Annotated in this window: 19 protein-coding genes; 10 read left to right on the top strand and 9 right to left on the bottom strand. The window is 42.0% G+C overall.

The window, feature by feature from the left end; translation table 11 throughout:
- Positions 1–209: 209 nt before the first annotated feature.
- Positions 210–1,172, bottom strand: coding sequence for a family 43 glycosylhydrolase (locus HYD28_02005; GenBank protein ID QLE07847.1), 963 nt, complete (start codon positions 1,170–1,172; stop codon positions 210–212).
- Positions 1,173–1,770: 598 nt separating this feature from the next.
- On the opposite strand from HYD28_02005, the gene HYD28_02000 reads away from it, so the two are divergent.
- From HYD28_02000 to HYD28_01985, 4 genes are all read left to right on the top strand, one after another.
- Complete coding sequence (locus HYD28_02000) at positions 1,771–4,587, top strand: TonB-dependent receptor (protein ID QLE07846.1); 2,817 nt, start codon at positions 1,771–1,773, stop codon at positions 4,585–4,587.
- Between the two features lie 270 nt (positions 4,588–4,857).
- The gene (locus HYD28_01995) at positions 4,858–6,195 is read left to right on the top strand and encodes an MFS transporter (protein QLE07845.1); all 1,338 of its coding nucleotides are present in this window, start codon (positions 4,858–4,860) and stop codon (positions 6,193–6,195) included.
- 77 nt (positions 6,196–6,272) lie between these two features.
- Entirely contained in the window at positions 6,273–8,717 is a 2,445-nt protein-coding gene (locus HYD28_01990; protein ID QLE07844.1) for a glycoside hydrolase family 127 protein, read from the top strand.
- A gap of 10 nt (positions 8,718–8,727) precedes the next feature.
- Complete coding sequence (locus tag HYD28_01985; protein QLE07843.1) at positions 8,728–9,153, top strand: FKBP-type peptidyl-prolyl cis-trans isomerase; 426 nt, start codon at positions 8,728–8,730, stop codon at positions 9,151–9,153.
- A gap of 82 nt (positions 9,154–9,235) precedes the next feature.
- Here HYD28_01985 and HYD28_01980 read toward each other — a convergent pair whose 3' ends face one another.
- Positions 9,236–10,240, bottom strand: coding sequence for an arabinan endo-1,5-alpha-L-arabinosidase (locus HYD28_01980; GenBank protein QLE07842.1), 1,005 nt, complete (start codon positions 10,238–10,240; stop codon positions 9,236–9,238).
- Positions 10,241–10,343: 103 nt separating this feature from the next.
- Between HYD28_01980 and HYD28_01975 the strand changes: the two genes are divergently transcribed.
- Positions 10,344–11,372 carry a family 43 glycosylhydrolase gene (locus HYD28_01975; GenBank protein ID QLE07841.1) on the top strand — a complete coding sequence of 343 codons (1,029 nt, stop codon included), beginning with the start codon at positions 10,344–10,346 and terminating at the stop codon, positions 11,370–11,372.
- A gap of 54 nt (positions 11,373–11,426) precedes the next feature.
- Here the strand turns inward: HYD28_01975 and HYD28_01970 are convergent, their stop codons facing one another.
- Entirely contained in the window at positions 11,427–13,055 is a 1,629-nt protein-coding gene (locus HYD28_01970; protein ID QLE07840.1) for a sodium/solute symporter, read from the bottom strand.
- A 261-nt stretch (positions 13,056–13,316) separates the two neighbouring features.
- On the opposite strand from HYD28_01970, the gene HYD28_01965 reads away from it, so the two are divergent.
- The 4 genes from HYD28_01965 (at position 13,317) to HYD28_01950 (ending at position 16,612) form a co-directional block, all read left to right on the top strand.
- On the top strand, positions 13,317–14,039 hold the full coding sequence (locus tag HYD28_01965) for a FadR family transcriptional regulator (protein QLE07839.1): 723 nt from the start codon (positions 13,317–13,319) through the stop codon (positions 14,037–14,039).
- A 46-nt stretch (positions 14,040–14,085) separates the two neighbouring features.
- Positions 14,086–14,865, top strand: coding sequence for an SDR family oxidoreductase (locus HYD28_01960; GenBank protein QLE07838.1), 780 nt, complete (start codon positions 14,086–14,088; stop codon positions 14,863–14,865).
- A gap of 127 nt (positions 14,866–14,992) precedes the next feature.
- A complete protein-coding gene (locus HYD28_01955; protein ID QLE07837.1) occupies positions 14,993–15,700 on the top strand; it encodes a sulfite exporter TauE/SafE family protein in 708 nt (235 codons plus the stop codon).
- Between the two features lie 36 nt (positions 15,701–15,736).
- Positions 15,737–16,612 (top strand): SMP-30/gluconolactonase/LRE family protein, encoded by an 876-nt coding sequence (locus tag HYD28_01950; protein QLE10459.1) that lies wholly within the window; start codon positions 15,737–15,739, stop codon positions 16,610–16,612.
- Here HYD28_01950 and HYD28_01945 read toward each other — a convergent pair.
- Genes HYD28_01945 through HYD28_01935 form a run of 3 tightly spaced genes read right to left on the bottom strand, consistent with a single transcriptional unit; the run spans position 16,607 to position 18,901 of the window.
- On the bottom strand, positions 16,607–17,494 hold the full coding sequence (locus HYD28_01945; GenBank protein QLE07836.1) for a LysR family transcriptional regulator: 888 nt from the start codon (positions 17,492–17,494) through the stop codon (positions 16,607–16,609). The genes HYD28_01950 and HYD28_01945 overlap by 6 nt on opposite strands.
- Before the next feature lie 54 nt (positions 17,495–17,548).
- The gene (locus HYD28_01940; protein QLE07835.1) at positions 17,549–18,415 is read right to left on the bottom strand and encodes a pirin family protein; all 867 of its coding nucleotides are present in this window, start codon (positions 18,413–18,415) and stop codon (positions 17,549–17,551) included.
- Between the two features lie 60 nt (positions 18,416–18,475).
- The gene (locus HYD28_01935) at positions 18,476–18,901 is read right to left on the bottom strand and encodes a DoxX family protein (GenBank protein ID QLE07834.1); all 426 of its coding nucleotides are present in this window, start codon (positions 18,899–18,901) and stop codon (positions 18,476–18,478) included.
- Between the two features lie 128 nt (positions 18,902–19,029).
- Here HYD28_01935 and HYD28_01930 point away from each other — a divergent pair, with 128 nt between their 5' ends.
- Positions 19,030–19,566 (top strand): hypothetical protein, encoded by a 537-nt coding sequence (locus tag HYD28_01930; GenBank protein QLE07833.1) that lies wholly within the window; start codon positions 19,030–19,032, stop codon positions 19,564–19,566.
- Positions 19,567–19,592: 26 nt separating this feature from the next.
- Here HYD28_01930 and HYD28_01925 read toward each other — a convergent pair whose 3' ends face one another.
- From HYD28_01925 to HYD28_01915, 3 genes are read right to left on the bottom strand one after another with little or no spacing between them, the layout of a single operon-like run.
- Positions 19,593–20,435, bottom strand: coding sequence for a DUF4198 domain-containing protein (locus HYD28_01925; GenBank protein QLE07832.1), 843 nt, complete (start codon positions 20,433–20,435; stop codon positions 19,593–19,595).
- A 9-nt stretch (positions 20,436–20,444) separates the two neighbouring features.
- Positions 20,445–20,945 carry a DUF2271 domain-containing protein gene (locus HYD28_01920; GenBank protein QLE07831.1) on the bottom strand — a complete coding sequence of 167 codons (501 nt, stop codon included), beginning with the start codon at positions 20,943–20,945 and terminating at the stop codon, positions 20,445–20,447.
- Positions 20,945–21,577 (bottom strand): PepSY-associated TM helix domain-containing protein, encoded by a 633-nt coding sequence (locus HYD28_01915; protein ID QLE07830.1) that lies wholly within the window; start codon positions 21,575–21,577, stop codon positions 20,945–20,947. Before HYD28_01915 ends, HYD28_01920 begins: the two co-directional genes overlap by 1 nt.
- Positions 21,578–21,615: the final 38 nt, after the last annotated feature.

The following is a 21,615-nucleotide window of genomic DNA, read 5'->3' as shown; positions in this document are numbered from 1 at the left end:
TAATTGATATGTAAACACGAAGTGTCAGTGTTTACAATGTGTGCAGCGGGGTTTTAATTTTTCAAGCTGTCAATTTTGGCGTTTTTTCGCTGTTTTTGCTCTTTCGGAGAAGTTTTTTGCTTAGCTTAAAGTGAGGGGTTTCAGATAAATATGTTTATTTGTATTACATTTGACCACTAAAAAGGGCTCTTAAAGAGCCCTTTTTGAGATTAGTTGTCTTGTTTACTTAGACCTTCAGTGGTCATGATAATACGTTTAAGTGTGCCATCTTCATTGTAATATAGCGGTTCAATCGCCACTGAGCGGCGAAAACGCCCGCCACTTGGTTTGCCATCAATCGGTTGTACAGCGCCAGTATGGTAAATAAAGTAGTCTTTACCTTTGTATTCGATGATTGATTGGTGGTTGGTTTCGCTGTTACCTGCGATCTCATTCAAGATACCTTTATATTCCCATGGCCCATGAATGCTTTTACTCATGGCATAACAGATCTTCTCAGGGAACTCACATGCGTAAGATACATAGTAGTTGTCGTTTTTCTTATGAACCCATATTGCTTCGGTAAAGTTAGGCAAGTCTAGCGTTTTAATTTCACCATCTAGAGACAGTAAGTCGTCGCTTAGCTTTACGTATTTTGGCATTAAGTTACCAAAGAACATGTAAGTATCACCGTTTTCTTCAGTGAAAATAGCTGGGTCAATGTCGTCCCAATCATTTGGTGTGTGCTTGGTCATGTCATCAGTAACAAGCGCGTGACCAATCGCGTCTTTAAATGGACCCGTTGGTGATTTAGAAGTAGCAACACCAATTGCAAAACCTGGTTTTGTATCGTTGTGGCGAACAGTTGTAAAGAAGTAGAAAGTGCCATCACGCTCGATCATATGTGAAGCCCATGCTTCACCTTTTGCCCATTTAAAGTCTGTTGCTTTCATGATTGGACCGTGTTTTTTCCAGTTAACCATATCTGTTGATGAAAAGGCTAACCAGTCATGCATTTCAAAAAATACGTCATTATTAGGTGCTTCATCATGACCTGTATAAAGGTATACGGTGTCGTTATGAACAAGTGCTGCAGGATCTGCAGTAAATACATCGGTGAATAATGGGTTTTGTGCAACGGTTAAGCTGCTCGAAAAAAGCAATGGCAGCGCTAACGCTTTCAATTTCTTCATGAGTGTCCTCTGTGATTAATAATTGTTGTTCGAACTGCTGCTTTTGTACTTAAGGCTCGCTCTAAGTGACCAGATAATACACAGTGTACGCCTGATTATACTGAGTAACTGATTGTTTACATCAAAACAAATCAGCAAAAGTGCAGCAAAAAATAGCTCTATATTGTATTATTGTATTTTAATCATAGTAGCACCAAAATACGCCGAGTAAATAACTTGTTAGCTCTTTTTTGTTGCTCTAGATGAGTGAAAGACAAATTAAATAAGCAAACCAGTAAACGCTAAGCTACTGATAATAATGGGCCTTAATAAATTCCCAAAACAAAAACGCAGCACGCTTTGAGTTTGTAACATGTTATAATTGCAACGTTTTTTGTAAACATAATGACAGTTATTTTAATTTGGCTTTTTGAGTTGACTGTTAAATAATCATACAATATGATTAAAGTTCAGGCAGCAATGTATTAACATAAAAAATATAGACACACTCGCGCACCGTTTTGACAACACACGATGCACAATGCAGTGGTCACTCTTCGGTAACTGAATGGGGAAAGTTCAGCGGACCGATATAACTATAATTTGGAGAACACCGCTTATGTTTAAAAGAACACACATAGCCAGTGCTGTAGTTATGGCATTTACCTGTCAATTTGCTTTTGCGCAGGAGGAAACACCAAAAACTCCTGATAATAACGTCGATGAGATGGAAGTCATTCAAGTATCAGGTATTCGCGGCAGTTTAAACAAAGCGCTAGATGAAAAACGTGCAAGCGTTCAAATCGTGGATGCAATTGTTGCTGAAGATATTGGCAAATTCCCTGATAACAACGTAGTTGAAGCACTACAACGTGTAACAGGTGTACAAACAACGGGCCGTGGTGCTGGTGAAGTAAGCGCGGTTTCAATCCGTGGTCTTACTGATGTTAATACCACAGTTAATGGTCGTGCTATCTTTACAGGTGCGGGTCGTGATGTGGCACTGCAAGACATTCCTGCAAGTTTACTTTCAGGCGTAACAGTTTATAAAACCCGTTCGGCGGATCAAATCGAACGTGGTATCGCAGGTGCGATTGATATTAAAACTCACCGTCCTTTCAACTTCGAAGGTGAAAAAGTTGTTTTAGCGGCACGTGCGATTTACTCTGATCAACCCGATGAAGTTGATCCAAATATTAGTGCATTACTCTCTAACCGTTGGGAAATCGACGGTGCTGGTGAGTTTGGTGCGTTAGTTAATATTTCATACGCTGAAACACATTACCGCGATGATTCTATGACTGCGGGCGCTGCATTTCCATTCTTTACTGATAAACCGCAGGCTAATTATTCGCCGTATTCACGTATACCGAATGAATTTTGGACTCAAGGTACTGAGTTAGGCCTACCTACAGCATCAGGTTCTACTTTAGATGTAAATGGTGAGCCAACTGAATATTTACTAGCGCGTGATGCAATTTTTGGTGCTTCATACACAGGTCTTCGTAAACGTCCTGCGGCGTCTGTATCTTTACAGTGGGCACCAGATGAAACCCTCGAAATTACAGCAGAAGGTTTCTATACAGGTTACGAAAACGAATCGCAAAATGCGATGTGGTTCTCAAATACTTTTGAAAACGGCAACGGCTTTATTGAAACGCCAACCGTGTTTGATGGCACTAACGTAATTAAAGAAAAGCAAGCAATTGGAGCAGGTGGCTTCCAAAGTGGCGATTTTTCATACGGTAAAACAGATAGCTACTTATATGCTCTAGGAGCCGAGTGGCAAGCAAGCGATTATCTCACCATCAACACTGAAGTTGTTTACCAAGACAGTGAGTACGAAACAGATTTTTTTGCAATGCGCTTTGACCGTAGAGCTTATGGCTTAGACGTTGACTTTAACGATAAAGACGGTGTACCAGGTATCGCGTTTTGGGATAACCCAAATACAGCGGTAAACGAAGCAGATATGGCTGCTATCGAAAACTGGAATGCCGGCACTATTTATGACAATGGCGGCGGTAATGCCGGTGATGCACTAACCTTCACATTTGATGCAGAATATCTTATTGGCGGCGCTATCTTCGATAAAGTGAAGTTTGGTGGTCGTTACGAAAAACGTACAGCGCAAGAATACACACGTGGTCAAGATGCTGGCATTGCTAACACTTCTTTAGCAAGTTTTATTGAACAGCTAGCAGCTGCGGGTGCATCCGGCGATGGTACAGGCGTTGTATTCCAGGTTGATGATTATTTCGATGGCCGCGCTGACGTATTCAACAGCTTTATAACTGCTGATGGTGGATACATGCTAGATAACGGCGATGCTGTTCGTAGTGTTTATGGCATTGAAGCTGAGGACGTATACAAAACATTTGATATCGAAGAAAATTCATACGCGCTTTATGCAACAACTAACTTCTTCTTAACGGAAGATATTAGCGGTGAATTTGGCTTACGTTATGTAAGCTACGAGCAAGATATGGACTTTGTCGCTGAATCTGGCGGAATGAACTCAAACGTTTTTGAAGAAAGCTCAGCAAGTGCTGATAGCAGCGCATTACTACCAAGCTTTGTGCTTAACTGGAACATCACAGATGATGTAGTGGGTCGTGTTGCGTACACAGAAACATTACGTATGCCTAACTTTGCTGACTTAAACGCGCTGCAATACTGGTACGATCCTCTAACAGAAGGTGCAACATACGGTACAGGTAATGGTGGTAACCCAGAGCTTAAACCTACAGAATCAAAGAACTATGACGTATCACTTGAGTGGTACTTCGCAGATACAAGCTCACTTTATGCTGCTTATTTTAAACGTGAAATTGAAGGCTTAGTTGTTGCGGGTCGTAAGCAAGTTGTGCGCGAAGGTGATGACGGCGTAACACGTCCATATGTATTAAGCGCACCAGTGAATGCTTCAAACGGTGAGTTGTCTGGTTTAGAAATTGGTTTAGTTTACTTCCCTGAAAATTTACCAGATTACTTAAACGGTTTTGGTGTGCAAGCAAGCTACACGATGCTTGATTCAGAACAGGATACACCTGAATTCAATGAGCTAGGTGAAATCTCTGGTTATGTTGATTCGCAAATGGCCGGTGTTTCTGATGAATCGTACAGCATCGTAGGTATCTACGAGCGTGATTCATTCGACATGCGTTTATCTTATGTGTGGCGTTCTGAGTTCTACACAGGTAACGAAGCGGCAATCTTTGCTAATCCAATTCAGTTTTGGAGTCGTCCTGAGCAAAGCTTAGACTTCCAATTTAGCTACAATGTGAATGATGATTTAGTGGTTACTTTTGATGCAACGAACATCCTAGATGACGTATATCAAAACTACTATGGTGAAGGTAACGACAACCTATTTAACTTTGGTAATGGTATCTACTCACGAACGTTTGCACTTGGCGCACGTTATTCTTTCTAAATTTCTAAAATAGACCCAAAACCCCGGCTTTGCTGGGGTTTTTTATTGGTTTTTATAAACCAAACTATCGGTCGAAAAGAGTTGCGATTTAATAAGTATGATAATACTATTAATCAGATTAGCATTAAATTTACAAAAATAACGAACGCTATGGCCAAGCTGTGTAATATCTAAGGCTGTAAATTTATTTGATGCGCAATGTTGATGGTTTTCGACATTGCTTGAAATAGTGAGTTGCGACTCATTATTGACCAATTAGGGTGTTGTTGTATGGAATCTCAAAAGTTATCCGTTGTAGAAAAGGTCGGCTTTGGTGCCGGTGACATGGCAGTGAATGTCATGGTTGCAGCGTTATTCTATTTTATGTCTTTCTTTTACACCGATATCTACGGGCTTGATCCGGTTGATATGGGGGTGTTGTTTTTAGTGGCGCGTTTTGTTGATGCCTTTACCGATCCATTAATGGGAGTGATCACCGACAAAGTGAAAACTCGTTGGGGTCAGTTCCGTCACTGGTTCTTATTTTTATCTGTGCCATATGGTTTGTCGGTCGTACTGTTATTTACTACGCCTGATTTCGACTACAACATGAAGTTGGCTTGGGCTTATGCCACTTACCTGTTTGCAACCTTGATGTTTACCGGTGTTGCCATTCCTTATATTTCTTACATTGGTGTATTAACCGCTGATCCTAAAGAACGTTTGTCAGCCAACGGCTACCGTATGTTCTTCGCTAAAATTGCTAATGTAATAATCGTATTTTCAGTGCCGCTACTTGCCTCATATTGGGGTGATGGCAGCTTGTCGTATGGTTATAAACTGGCAATGGCATTGGTATCGGCATGTGCCGTAGCACTATTTTTGTTTTGCTTCTTTACTACTCGCGAACGTATTACTCATGAGCCACAAACCGAAGGTGTACTTACGCAATTAAAAGTACTTATTAAAAATGACCAATGGTTACTACTGTGTGCAGCATGTGTGCTTGGTACGCTTGGCTATGCGATCCGTGGCAGTGTTGCTATGTATTACGCAACGTATTATTTAGGTGTACCAGATTTAGCGGGGGCCTTTACGAGTGCGGGTATTGCAGCATCTATTGTCTCAATGGTGGCAAGTACGTGGATCACCCAGCGTTACTGTAAAATGAAGCTATTCCGTCAATCACAAATTGCCGTGCTATTCATCTCATTGCTAATGTACTTTGTGGTGCAACCGGGCGATGTAATGATGGCGTTTGTGCTTTATATCATCTTGTCATTTGTGGTTGATTTACATGCACCTGTGTTCTGGTCTGCTATTGCTGAAGCCGTAGATTACGGTGAAATTAAAGACGGCGTCCGTGCATCGGGTCTATCGTTTGGTGGTATTTCATTCTGCCAAAAAGCAGGGGGCGGTTTAGCTGGCTTAGCGGGTGGTTTATTACTGGCATTTTTTGAGTACAAGCCTAACGTTGAGCAAACCGAATTTACCCTAATGGGCTTAGCACTGATGCTAACTATCATTCCTGGTGTATTCCACGCCTTGCTAGGTCTGATCTTGAAAAAATACAAAATTACCGATGAATACTATACGGATATGGTTATTCATAAACGCCTACCAAAATAACTACTCTTTAAACGCACACACTTAAAAAGTGTGTGCGCTTTGCTCTTTAAAATAACAATTCGCTGGGAGACAACAGTATGAACACATTCAAAGTTAGCTATTTGGCAAGCGTTTGCGCTGCAATATTGACTGTGAGCGGTTGCAGTGAAATGCCAACTGACAGTAAACAAGCTGCTTCTGTTGAGCATGCTGAACATACCAGCGAACAACATTTATTTGCCCTAAACCAAGTAAGTTTAAGTGCCAGCCCGTTTTTACATGCACAACAAACGAATGTGCGTTATTTATTAGCACTTCATCCTGATCAGCTGCTTGCTCCTTATCTGCGTGAAGCAGGCCTTGAGCCAAAAGCGCCAAACTATGGCAACTGGGAAAGTACAGGCCTTGATGGTCATATTGGCGGTCATTATCTTTCTGCCTTGAGCCTTGCGTGGGCTGCCACAGGTGATGAAGAATTAAAGCAGCGTTTAGATTATATGCTGAGTGAGCTGGATCGCGCTCAACAAGCCACAGGTGGTTACTTAGGCGGTATCCCAAATGGCGATGAAATGTGGCAGCAGATTGAAAAGGGTGAAATCAAAGCCGACTTATTCAGCTTAAACGACCGCTGGGTACCACTTTATAACATCGATAAAATCTTCCATGGCTTGCGTGATGCATACGACGTGGCAGGCAGTGATAAAGCCAAACAAATGCTATTTAAGTTAGGCGAATGGTTCTTAGCGACCACTGCTAAGCTAACTGATGAACAAGTTCAGCAAATGCTGTATTCAGAGCATGGTGGCTTAAATGATGTATTTGCTGATATGTATTTTATCAGTGACGATGAGCGCTACTTAAAACTAGCGCGTCAGTTTTCTCATAACATCATTATTGAACCGTTGTTACATAAAGAAGATAAGTTAACTGGCCTGCATGCCAATACACAAATACCAAAAATTATTGGTATGTTGAAAGTGGCTAATGCCAGCGATGATAAAGCATGGCAGCAAGGTGCTGACTTTTTCTGGAAAACAGTAAGCCAAGAGCGCTCAGTATCTATTGGCGGTAACTCGGTACGTGAGCATTTTCATGATAAAAGTGACTTCACGCCAATGGTTGAAGATGTTGAAGGCCCAGAAACCTGCAACACTTACAACATGATGAAACTGAGTAAATTATTGTTCTTAAAAACCGGTGATACGCGCTATTTAGACTATTATGAGCGCGCCACATATAACCATATTTTATCGTCACAACACCCAGAGCATGGTGGTCTTGTTTACTTTACCTCAATGCGCCCTGGGCATTACCGCATGTATTCGTCAGTGCAAGATTCTATGTGGTGTTGCGTAGGCTCAGGTATTGAAAATCACAGCAAATATGGTGAGCTGATTTATAGCAATACCGGTAAAGAGTTATGGGTAAACTTGTTTATTCCAAGCACGTTAAATTGGCAACAGCAGGGTTTACAGATCACGCAAGACAGCCAATTCCCAGATGATAACAAGGTCTCACTTACTGTGAATCGCTTGTCTGAAGAGCAAAGCACTGAGTCGGTAATTCATATTCGTAAACCGTCTTGGCAACAGGGGGAGCTGAACTTTACTTTAAATGGACAAGCTGTAAGCGCAACCGAAAAAGACGGTTACTACAGTATCAGCCATGCATGGCAAAGCGGTGATAAGCTTGCTTTTGAACTTAGCCCTAAGCTTTATACTGAGCAGCTACCTGATGGTCAGCATTATTACTCTGTGATTTATGGGCCTGTTGTAATGGCTACTAAAGTACACGCTTTTGCAAATGAAAAGCTTAACTTTGTTGCTGACAATAGCCGCATGGGCCACATAGCCGCAGGACCAACTTGTCCGCCAGAGGCTCTGCCAATCATGCTGAGTGAGCCTGAAAAATTTATTGCCGATCTCACTCGTAAACCGAGCCAAGAGCTTGCATTTATCGCCGATAAAAATGTGGCGATTGCTAAACAAGGTATCGATAACACCAAAAGTACTGAGCTAATTCCGTTCTTCCGCTTACACGATAGTCGTTATCAAGTGTATTGGCCGCAGCAAAGCAAAGCTCAGTTCACGCAATTTGTTGCCAATGCAAAAGCTGTTGAACAAGCGAAAGAGCAACTTCGTTTATTAACCGTTGATCAAATTACGCCGGGTGAGCAACAACCTGAAGTTGAACACGACTTTAAAGGTGAAGGAACCCGTGCAGGTGTCAATAATGGTCATCACTGGCGCGATGCGACAGGTTGGTTTGAGTATCAGCTTAGTAACCCAGAACAAAAAGCGGTTGCTTTGCGTGTTCGCTATTTTATTGGCGATGTGGACCGTCATTTCTCTATTAATTTAAATGGTGAGCAATTAGCTGCAGTTAGTTTGCCCGTAGGCAAGCCAACTGATGAGTTCTACACCATTGATTACCCATTAACAGAGGCAATGAAAAAGTCGAAAACGCTTACCTTACGTTTTGCTGCCGACAAAGACTCTGTTGCTGGTGGTATCTATGGTATTCGTTTAATCAACACACAATAAAGAGTTGGCTATGTTAAGCAACAATGTGTTTGCGACGGCTAAAGAGCAAATCTTACCGTCGCTTTTAGATAACAACGCTGAGCAACACAGTTTTTATCACACACCCACAGGGCTTGGTTATCGAATAATTGAGCAAGGTCAGGGGGATAAACCTAGTTGGGATGCCACAGTGGTTGTGCATCAACGGGTTACACTTAAAAATGGTCGGGTGTTATTCGATACTCGCAAGCAAGGTGCTGCTGTAGAGTACGAAATTGCAGAGGCGATAGTGGGCTTACAAGAGGCGCTGCAATTAATGAATAAAGGCAGTCGCTTTGAGATTTTAATACCTGCGCACCTTGCACGTGATGTGTATAGCTCGTTTATTGACGAGAAGCATCAGCAAGGCTGTCAAAGCCCCATGCTAGTTGATATTACCTTGCTTGATTTTAATTAATAGTACCTTCTTGGAACCTCAAACTAGGTCACTTAAGTAAATAAAAAACCTGCAATTTTGCAGGTTTTTTACGTTTGAATAATTACTTTTTAAGCTTGGTTGTAAGCTTATTTAGGTCGGCTGGGTTAACAACAGGCCAATCGTTTTTCCAACTCATAGGTAAAATACGTAGCTTTTGCACGCCATTATCTGCTGTTTCGTAGGCGTGTAATACTAAATAGTCTTTACCATCAAAGGTATATGCAGCATTGTGACCAAGGGCTGCCCAATCTTTGTTACCTTCAATAACTAAGCTACCACCACCATCAATCATTGAGCGACCTTGCTTATCTAAATATGGGCCTTCAACATTTTTGCTGCGACCTACGCGAACATTGTAAGTACTTTTTACACCTTGGCAGCACTTATCAAATGATACAAATAGGTAGTAATAGCCGTTCTTTTTAAAGATATAAGGTGCTTCAATCGGACCATGCTCCGTGTTTGGACGACTCGCAATGTGGTACCATTTTTCAGGCTTTGCTAAGCGAACCATGTCATCATCAAGTTGTACTAGCTTTAAGCCCCCCCAAAACGAACCGAAGCTCATCCACGGTGTACCCTTTTCATCTACGATAACCGCAGGGTCGATAGCGTTCCAATCGTCACGCTCTGGTACTGATTCAACCACAATACCGTAGTCAATCCACTTGTAATCAGGTGAGGCTGGGTCAAGGGTTTCGTTAACCGTTACACCAATTGCAGAGGTGTTTTTGCCAAATGCAGAGACTGAATAATAAAGGTAAAATTTACCATTTTTCTCGTACACATCGGGTGCCCATAAGTGGCCCCCGAAATTAGGGGAAACACGCTTTGCCCAACTTGGCTCATCTTTAAAAACGCGACCTGTGAGTTTCCAGTTGGTTAAATCTTTCGATTCATAATAGGTAATGCCAGGGCCTGTGCTAAATACATAATACGTGTCACCTTCTTTGGCCATGACCGGATCGTGTACTTCAACTTGCTTTGCAGATACGGCTGCGGCAGAAAAAAGTAGCCCTGTTGAAAGCCACTTCATCGCTTGTGTCACGTTACTTACGAGTCTCATGCTTGAATACCTTTTGTTGTTTTAACTCTTGTGTTCATTCAGCTACTATATAATATGTAATACAATATTAACAATAAAATCGAGACGAAATACAGGACACATTATGCTCAAAAAAATATCTCGGCTAACGCTTGTTAGTGCGTTAAGCGCCTCGTCATTGTCAGCCTTTGCTGATGCTAATAGTAGCAAGACTCTTGCGCCAATTGATAACCCCATTGTACTCAAACGTGCTGATCCATGGTTAGTTCGTGATGATAAAAGTGGTTGTTACACGTTTATTGGTAGTTCGCCGAAATTTGATGAAATTGAGCTGCGCCAAGCTTGTCGTTTAAACGATTTAAAATTAGCAGAGCCGAAAGTTATTTGGCAAAAGCGCGATAAAGGCCCAATGAGTGTCAATATTTGGGCCCCTGAGCTACATCAGATTGATGGCAGTTGGTATATCTACTTCGCCGCAGGTGATATCGAAAAGCCGTTCAGTATTCGTATGTATGCGCTTAAAAACGACAGTGCTAATCCGATGCAAGGTGAGTGGCAAGAAATGGGGCAAGTAACCAGCCACCTTGATAGTTTTTCGCTTGATGCCACAAGTTTCACGCACAAGGGTAAGCGTTATATGATTTGGGCGCAGCAGAACCAGCCTGCAACTTATAACTCTGCTTTATGGTTAGCTGAAATGGACTCACCAACATCAATTAAAGAACCCATTATCGCGATTACAGAGCCAACCCTTGATTGGGAAGTGCAAGGCTACAAGGTAAACGAAGGTGCTGCAGTCATCACCCATGGTGATAAAATATTTGTCACGTATTCAGCCAGTGCCACCGATCATCGATATGCGATGGGCTTGCTATGGGCAGATGTGAATGCTGATTTGCTTGATCCTGCTAGTTGGCATAAAAAGGCTGAGCCGGTGTTCACCACCAATGCTGAGTTAGGTCGTTTTGGCCCTGGGCACAACAGTTTTGTAAAAGCTGAAGATGGTGTAACCGATTTAATGATTTATCACAGTCGTGACTATAAAGAGCTGAAAGGCACACCACTGACAGACCCAAATCGCCATGCGCGAGCACGCATTATTACGTGGGATAAAAACGGTTTTCCAGTGTTCTCACCAGAACTCGCCGATTAAAAATTTTTAAAAAAAGGGCGCCAATTGGCGCCCTACAACTTTGGGAACGAACGATTACCAGAAGCGGTAGTAAATAAAGGCAGTAATACCAATAATACCCGCGGTATGAATGTAATCCCACTTATCTAAGCCAGCAGCTACTTCTTTCATCGTTGCTTTATCTAGGCTTGAGAAAGTAAGACCTTTCAATTGTTCTTCGTCTGCTTGCTTGGTGAAAATACTCACCACAATCATAATCGCAACGACCACGACAAATAGCAGAATACAGTAATATAACCAGTTCATCGTGGTGATCCACGCAAATGATGAACCTGTTAAATCATCTTTAAATGGCAGCAACACTAAGCGGATCATACCAAGCACAAAACCTGATACTAAACCCACAAAACCAGCAGTTGGAGTGATGCGTTTACTGCATAAACCTAGTAAGAATACTGCTGCAATTCCCGGTGCAATAAGAGACTGCACACTTTGCAAGTATTCATAAAGCACATCGGCTATTAAACTCATGACGGGTATCCACAGAAGGCCTAATATAACAATAACGATAGTGGCAATACGGCCTACTTTAAGAAGGTGCCTCTCAGATGATTCAGGTTTGAATTTTTTATAGAAATCAATCGTGAACAAGGTCGCTGACGAATTAAATAATGATGCTAAAGAACTCATAAGGGCTGCTACTAAACCACCAATTACAATCCCCTTAACACCAGCTGGTAATAGCTCAGCAACTAAAGTTGGGAATGCTTGGTCAGCACTGTCATAGCTAATAATACCTTTAACATTCAATGCGTATGCAATCATGCCCGGCACTAAGAAGATAAATACAGGAAGTAATTTTAAGTAACCGGCTAACATGGTACCGCGACGTGCTTCTTTAATGCCTTTTGCAGATAAAACACGTTGTACGATGTATTGGTCGGTACACCAATACCAAAAACCAATAATGAATGAACCAAATACAATGCCAGGCCAAGGGAACTCAGCATCTGAAGCACTACGAATAAGATGCATATTAGCATCGTTGATACGCTCAACTTCTGCCCAGCCACCTACTTTATCTAGACCAACAACGAGTATGACTAAGGAGCCAATAATGAGCACCGGAGTTTGCAACACAGAGGTCCACATAATGGCTTTCATACCACCAAGCACCGTATAAATACCCGTGATCACTACAAGGCCAATGGCTGAGATCCAGAAGAAATCGATACCCCAAATACTCTCAATACCTAAGATTGTTTTAAATGCGATACCGCCGGCATAAACCGTTACTGCGACCTTGGTTAATACATAGCTAATCAATGAGATTACAGATAAGAAAGTACGTGATTTAGAGTTAAAGCGGCGCTCTAAGAATTCAGGCATGGTGTAGACTTTACTACTCCAATAGAAAGGCACGAAAATCCAACCGAGTAGTAGAATGATCCACGATTGCATCTCCCAGTGAGCTAGTGCCATACCCGATTGTGCACCTGAACCTGAAAGACCCACTAAATGTTCTGAGCCAATGTTTGATGCGAAAATAGAGGCACCAATCACTAACCAACTTGCATTACGACCCGCTAAAAAGTAATCAGCGGTGTCTTCTTCTTTTTGTCGCATAGACATCACGACAACGCCAAGTAACAGGACAAAAAATCCTGCTAGCACTGCCCAGTCTAAGGTACTTAGTTCGACCATCGTGTGTTCCACCTAATTTTGAAAAGAGAGTTTAGCTTTATAATTGTTGAATAAAAATATTATATTATAAATAGGCCGAGTGAAAGAGATTTGTTAAAATAAGGTGACAGTCTGTGTTCTAAATGGTGACTATACTGTGTGAATTTTAGATACTTGTATTAGGTTGTTTTTTGTTTGCTATTGATTTTAATAGATTATTTGCAGGATGACGGAATAGCTTTATAGATGTATCATATTACTCAGATCTTTTGAGGAACACACATGGCGCGTTTAGAAAATTTAAACTTATCACAACAAGTTACCAATGAGCTCGGTAAAGCAATTATTGTTGGTGATTATAACACTGAAACGGGGCTACCAACTGAAGCACAACTATGTGAAGTGTATGGTATTAGCCGCACAGCTGTCCGTGAAGCAGTGAAAATGCTTGCTGCAAAAGGACTGATTTCTTCTCGTCCACGACAAGGTATTCGTGTTGAATCGGCGGAGAACTGGAACTTATACGACACAAGCGTATTAAAATGGTTACTAGAAAGCAGCCCTTCACTTTACGTACTTAAAGAATTCTTACAAGTGCGCTTGGCTATCGAACCTCAAGCAGCAGCACTTGCAGCAAGAAAAGGCGACCAAGCGGCAATTGCAGAAATTAAAATGGCACTAGATAAAATGCAAGCTGCGGCAGAAGAGCCTGAAGGCGTGATGCATGAGCCTGATCTTGCATTTCACACGGCAATTTTACATGCCAGTGGTAACCGTTTTTTCTACCAATTACGTGATTTTATTCGCACAGCGCTGCACGTGAGTATTCAGCATACTACGCCAGCTAAAGGCAATAAAAAGGCCATCGCTGAGGAGCACTTTAAAGTGTATAACGCAATTGCGAGCGGCGATCCTGAGCGTGCTAAAAACATGATGACGTACATGATTGATGAAGCAATGGCGTTTATTGAAAAAGAAATCGCTGATAAAGAAGCGGCTCAATAAGTATCGCTTCTTTACGTTGTAATGACTTTTAAAACATAAGGTTATAATGCCAAATTCAAACGAGCTAAAAACAGTTTACCCAAGCCTTGCTGGTAAGAGTGTGTTTATTACTGGCGGTGCATCGGGAATTGGTGAAGTAATGGTAAGGCGGTTCTGCGAGCAGGGCGCGAAAGTCACCTTTGTTGATATTGCAACTGAGCAAAGCGATGCGTTGTGCGCAAAATTAGCTGGTAAATATGAATTTGACCCACAATTTATCCATTGTGATATACGTGATGTTGAAGCTTTAAAAGCGGCCATTGAGCAAACTCGCCAGCAGCAAGGTGATATTGGTGTGTTAATTAATAACGCAGCCGATGACACTCGTCATGCTGCAGAGAATATGGATGTGAAATATTGGGAAGACAAGTTTGCAGTTAACTTACGCCCGTGTTTCTTTTCATCTCAAGCAGTGGTTGAGCAGATGCAGCGTTTAGGCGGTGGTAGCATTATCAATATGGGGTCGGTAAGCTGGCGTATTAAGCAGACCGGCATGCCAGCCTACACAACCGCAAAAGCGGGTATTGAAGGTTTAACCCGTTCATTAGCTGCTTCATATGGTAAAGATAATATTCGTGTGAACTCACTGGTACCAGGTTGGGTGATGACAGAGCGCCAGATTACGCATTGGCTAACCCCAGAAATGATTGAAGATGTTCGTTTAAGTCAGTGTATTAACGAAACTATTCAACCAGACCATGTAGTGAATGCCGCGCTATTTTTGGCCGCAGATGACAGCTGTATGATGACTGCACAATCATTGATAGTGGATGCGGGTTGGACATAATCTTGCGAAACGATAACAAAATGACTAGCGTGAAATAAAAATTTTACATAATTAAAATGATACTATAATAATAAAATATACGATTTAGGCTCAGCAGAGCTCATACTTAGGAAGGTGGTAAGAAAGTTTGACCGACTTTGTACTTGTTTATTTAATTCTGATTATTGGTGCTTGCCTACAAAGTGTTATTGGCTTTGGTTTAGGAATGTTATGTGTGCCTGTGCTTTACTGGCTAATGCCAGATCTGGTGCCTGGGCCAATGATTTTGAATGCGCTGTTTTTAACGTCGGTATTAATGATTAAGCACCGTGGCGCGATAGACATGAAGCAAACTGGTATATCTATTATTGGCGGTGCTATAGGTGTCATTTTAGCTGCTGTCGTGATGTGGTATGTCAATGCAAAGCAGTATCAGCTTCTGCTAGGGGTGAGTATTTTGGTGGTGGTGGCTTTGTCTATCATAGGTATGAAACCGAAAATCTCAACAATTACTAGTTTACTAGCATCAATGTCGTCGGGCTTTTTGGGTACCACAACTTCTGCAGGAGGTGCACCAATGGGGCTACTCTACCAAGCTGAAGATAAAGAAAAAATTAAAGCTAACTTGAGTGCATTTTTCGTGTTTATAAACCTGTTTGGCATTATCGTATTGATGCTTACAGGTTCCGCCGATATGACTGATGTAAAGCTATTCTTTTTTTGTTTGCCAGCAATTTTAATTGGCTGGGGCTTGTCGTTTGTGATTAACAATAACCTCAACGAGAAGGCCATTCGCGGCATAATCTTACTCGTTGCGGGGTTATCTGGCCTAGCACTTATTTTCATACATAGATAGAATGAGAATAGTTCAGCTGTTCGTGTAGTGAAGCCAATGCTCGATGACACCATCAAAATGATTATTTCTAGCCAGTGCCAATTAGGCGAAGGGGCCTATTTTGCAAAAGCACATAACTGCTTATTTTGGGTAGATATTTTAGGGCAGCGCTTGTTTCGCTTAGATTGCCAATCAATGCGAGTTAGTCAGTTTTCCATGCCAGAGCCTATTTGCTGGGTTATGGAAACCGAGCAGGGTGAACTAGTTGCAGGCTTTGCCAAAGGTATTTATAAACTTTGTAGTGAAAATTTCAGCCGCGAACTACTTTATTCAATAGACCATGAACCCTCACAAAATCGTTTAAACGATGGCAAAACCTCTCGCCAAGGCTTTGGTTTTTTTGGCTCTATGGACTCTCAAGAGCAAACCAATAGTGGTAAGTTATATCGTTTTGGACATGGGCAAGCTCCGATTTCTGTTGATCATAACTACACCATCAGCAATGGCCCTGCGGTGAGTAAAAATGGCTATTTTCTATATTCTACTGACTCAGATAAACAAACTATCTATCGTTTTGTTCTGAATAAGCAGGGCGAGCTTTCTGATAAACAAGAGTTTATTCGCTTTAGTGAAAGTATGGGCTTTCCAGATGGCATGACCGTTGATAACGAAGACCATTTATGGGTAGCCGCTTGGAATGGCTATGGCGTTTATCGTTTTTCACCAAGCGGCGAGCAGGTGCAGTTTATTCGCTTGCCCGCACCGCGTGTTACGAGTGTCGCATTTGTTGGCGAGGAGCTAATGCATTTAGCTGTGACTACCGCTGCAGTGGGTCTGGAGGACTCAGTTCTCGCTGATTACCCGCACAGTGGTGGCGTGTTTATTCTCGAGCCGGGCGTTAAAGGCATTGCTGAAACGCCCCTGAAACTATAGGTTCTCCATCACTTGGTAACGCAATTCTCCAAGGAAAGCGCGTGCTGCTGGACCAAGCTTATCACCATCTTTAAAGAGCAAGTGTAACTTAGCGCTGCGACTACTGTTATGGGTTAAATTAAGTGCTTTCATTTGCCTCGCCGCAAGGTGTTTTTCTATTGCTATTTTTGGCAACCACGCAAAGCCAAGTCCATTACTGATCATATCAATAGAAGTGCGCAAATGAGTTACCGTCCAGCGCTGATCGGCACCTAACCATCCACCATCTTGCTTGTGTTTATTGGCTGAATCGCGGACAACAATTTGGCGGTGTGATTTTAAATCTTCGAGGGTTATTTCACGCTCTATTGCATGCAAAGGGTGATCTGGGTGTGCAACGGCAATAAACTCAATATCACATAATTCTTCGTGAAAGTTTGCCGCAATTGGAAAGCCGGTAATAGCAATATCAACCTGATCGTTTTCGAGCAGTTCATTCCCCCCCATCAGCACAGACTCATGGAGTTCAATACGCAGTTGCGGGTATTGTGACGAGGTATCGTTAAGCACTTTATAAAGCAATTGCTGTGGGAAAATAGCATCAACAGCAATTCGTAATTTGCTTTCGATGCCTTCACCTAACGTCTGGCCTATTGCCTCAACTTTTGCGGCTTCATCAAGTAAGTAATTGGCACGGCGTAGCATCATTTCACCAGCTTCAGTGAGCACGGTTTTGCGGCCTTGAATGCTGAATAACTTTACATCGAGTGCAGATTCAATTTTGCCAACAGCATTATGAATACTTGATTGGCTTTTATGAATGCCTTGTGAGGCTTGGTTAAAGCCCCCAAATTCGACAACAGCACGAAACATGCGCCACTGTTCTAACGTAATTCTTAGCATGATGTTCCTTTGCTTACTTAACTACCTAATAGTACCTGTAAATACTGAAAAAGTTTACTTTTTAGGTGAGGGCAACTCAATATACTCAAGCTCATCACCGGGGATTTTAGCAAAACGCTGTGCTTGCCAATCTTGTTTTGCTTGCTCGATGCGCTCTTTGCTGTAAGCAACAAAATTCCAGTGTAAATACGGGACTTTATTGAATTTACTGCCACCGAGTAAAATAAAGCGGCTGTGCACCAGAGTCGTTATTTCGTGTTCGCTGTCATCAAGTAGTACAAAGTCGCCTTGGGTATAGCGCGTATCACCCACACTAATTTCACCATAAATAACATACACTGCGGTTTCATGATGAGGATGCGGTTTAGTTATATGGCTACCTTGCTCTGCTACCGTATCGACATAAAACATCGGTGAGTAGCTTTTCACAGGGGAGCTTAAGCCATAGGCATCACCGACAATGAGTCTCATCAGCACGCCTTTTTCGATTTTCTCAGGCAATTGCTGTTTTTTGATATGTTCAAAACGCGGTGCTATTTCGGTTATACTCTCAGGTAAAGCAACCCAGCATTGCAGACCATTGATGTCGTGCTCGCTCGCCCGCACTTCAAGGCTTTCTCTTTCTGAGTGCACTATCCCGCGACCTGCGGTCATCCAGTTAACATCGCCGGGTTCTATTTGCAGGCTATTACCTAGCGAATCGCGATGGTAAATACTGCCCGTAAATAAATAAGTGAGCGTTGATAGGCCAATATGAGGGTGAGGCTTCACATTTATGCCCTCACCGCGAGGAAAGTGATTTGGTCCCATGTGGTCAAAAAAGATAAATGGGCCAACCATTTTTTTGTCAAAATGAGGCAAGATGCGTTTTACATCGAGCCCACCAATATCATGGCTGGTTGCTGTTAATAACGTTGCCATATTCGCGCCCTCTTAAAAACAAATTCAGCCAACAACCTAGGTTATTGGCTGGGATAAATGTTAAGCCTGACTACGTTTTAACACTAGTTGATCTAGGCTGATTTTGCCTGCACCAACACTGGCTAATGCTAAAAAGCCGCCTGCCATTGCAATGTTTTTGTAGAACATTAAAAATTGCATTTGATCATCAAGTTGAAAGTGGAATAACAAAGCACTAACTAGGCTGAAACCAGCAAAAGCGACAGCGGTTAGTTGTGTTAAAAAGCCTAGTAAAATAAATAATCCGCCAACAATTTCAAAGGCAATCACAAACGGCAGTAAGAACTCTGGTAAACCGACACTACTCATATATTGCGCTGTAGCATCGAAAAACTCTATTTTGCTAAAGCCGGTTAGTAAAAAGATGGCCGATAAACCAATACGTGCCAATAAAGTGCTAATATTTTGTAAGTGTGGTTGAGCTGAGATTAAAGTAAAAAGTTTCATAGTAGGTATCCTGTTTCGTTAAGCAGTGTGTCTGCGATGGAGTAACTATAAGTTCACTTTAAAAGAATTAAAAATTGTAAAATCAGCATTTATCATTCTCTAAAAAAGAATCCAAAAAGAGGTTGAATATGAAGTTGTTGTTATTGATAGGGTTTTGTTTTTCGGTGGCTACAAGTAGCTTGGTGTTTGCTGAACAAAATTTACCAAATAGTCGTCATTATGAGTTGCTAGCTTCAGATATTGCGGTGCAGCAAAGCTGGCAAGTTAAAGACACAATTAAAGGTTATGAGATGCTGGAATATCAAATTAACCTTAATAAAGGCACTACCTTAACGGTTGATTTTGCTCCATCAAATTCAAGCAACTACTTTAATATTTTACCAAAAGGCAACCCAACTGCTTTGTTTGTTGGCCCGGTAAAAGGTGATCATGCTGAGATTAAAATCTCTGATGATGGCGATTATGTGATTCGGGTCTTTTTGATGCGCAATGCCGCGCGCCGTGATGAGCAAAGTGAATTTACTGCCGATATTAGCGTCGTAAAAAGTACATTAAAAGGCATGCACCCAAGCTGGGATGTCGATGGTGATGGGGTTAATGATTGCGAGAAAGACGGTAGCTGCGATCACACTGTTGACTACCGCCTTCCTCGAAAGTCGAATTAGGCCAATTTTAAGGCCTAATTAGCAAACTACTCAGGCGCCACTTCAAGCGTTGTGAATAATGAGTAGCGTACATTATCGATATCGGCCTCTGTTGGTTTTTGATCAACAGATGCTTCAATCAGATACATATCGGCATGAGCGAATGTCACAGTAAAGAAGCCTTTTTTATCGGTTGTTACTTTCACTTCGTCACGCTCATTGCGATAGCGTGCACTACCACGAACAATAGCAAGCTCAACGTCAGCGGCTGGTTTGCCATCCATTAATAATTGGAACTTAGCTTCTTCACCAGCAAATAGATCGTTCGGGTGAGTTGGGCCTGAAATTTCTAAACCTTGACCAAGCAATGTTGGCTTAGAAGTACCATTACGGCTTACAAAAGTATCAACCGTTGCGATTGATTTTACAGTGCGTACATCGGTTGCGCCTGCTGGTAGGTCTGCTTCTTTTTTACCTGCGAACACACGGCCACGGTTGCCATCTTTGTCTTTATAGAAAGTCATTAGCATTGGTTTTTGCTGCATAGCAATATGGTAAGTACCGTCTTGAGATAAACTCACTGCCGCTGAGTTTTTGCGTTTTAAGTAGTATGCGCGGATCGTTTCTTTAACCGGCTTACCATTTGGAGCAAGGGCAATTAATAAGTTGTCGTCATACTCTGCGCCTTTTTCTTTCGGGCGGTATGCTTTATCTGGGCTAAACAACTCATTCGAAATACTGGCATCGATCATCACATAGTGAGTTTTCTCACCAGATAAAGAAGTGTGAGATGGCATTAACCAACGGGCGTGTGCTTGTGCATAGCCAGAGGCAAGTGCTGTGAAGGTTACTGCGCCAATCAGCGCCGTTTTTAATAATTTTAATTTCATTGTTTGTCCTTAATTACTGGTAATGGTAACAAAGCTAGTCGCGAACTCTTTTTCGCCTTTAATTGTGACTTTGCCGTCTTTCGTTAAGTCGATTTCAACGCGGGTGTAATCTCGGCCACCTTCCTCACGTACAACTTCAACATTAAGCAGGTAGCTACCAGGTTTAACTGGATTACCTTTTAAATCTTTACCTTGCCACTCAATGGTGTAAGTGCCTGGGCGTTTTGTTGCACCTGTTACACCATCAAAGCTGTCGTTGCTACGACCTGCTTTTCGCCACCACTGACGTAAGTCTTTAAACCATTCAGCTTTTTCGACCCAAAGTGCAATAGTGGTAACGTGTTTACGTTCAGGTGTTTCTAGCCATAGCGCCACGTAAGGGCGATGATATGGAGAAACATCTAGCTCAGGTAAAGTGAACTCAACGGTGAGGTTGGGATCTTTTGCAAAGCTCAGTGGGCTGAATAAACAGCCAATTAGTAGAGCTGCGATTAAGTGGGCTTGTTTCATTAAGATACTCCTTTAAGTTGAGGCACCCAAACTAGATAAATGACCAAAGGCGTGGCAACACCAAGAAGCGTTAACCAAAGGCCTGCGGCCCGTTTTTTACGGTTTTGAAAGAGAATAATTAATCCGGTGATGGCAAACAGAATCATCAAAACAGCTGAGATATCAATGACCCAGCTCCATGCTTTACCTGTATGGCGGCCTTTGTGTAGGTCGCCAATCAGACTCATAAAGCCGCCGGTTTGATAATCAATATTGAGCTCGCCCGTTTGAAAATCGATTTCGGCGTAAGCAAAGCCTGCTGGCAGCGGATAGTCGAGCATTACTAACGCATCTTCTTTTTCCCACTCAATACTTTTTACATTACTAAGTGAAAATTGCTGCTGCATGTACTGTTCTATTTCAAGGTATAGGCTCGGTAACGTGTCGAGATTAGCTTGTGCTTTTTCGAATAACTTTGCAGAAACAAGTAGTTGGTTCTGACCATTATGTTTATCATTTTCGAGCCAACTAACGTGATTAAGAATGATGCCGCTGACACAAAATAAAATAAGTAAAAAGAATAAGGCCGTTGAAAGGTATATGTGTAAGGCGCGGCTAACGCTATAAAAGCTACGTTTGTTAAATGAGAACATAATGCGGTTTATTCGTTAAAGATACAGGCATGATAATG

The sequence above is a fragment of the Pseudoalteromonas shioyasakiensis genome (assembly GCA_013391845.1).
GTDB lineage: Bacteria > Pseudomonadota > Gammaproteobacteria > Enterobacterales > Alteromonadaceae > Pseudoalteromonas > Pseudoalteromonas apostichopi.
The sequence above is the reverse complement of the archived record's forward strand: the minus strand, read 5'-3'. Positions and strand labels throughout refer to the sequence as shown.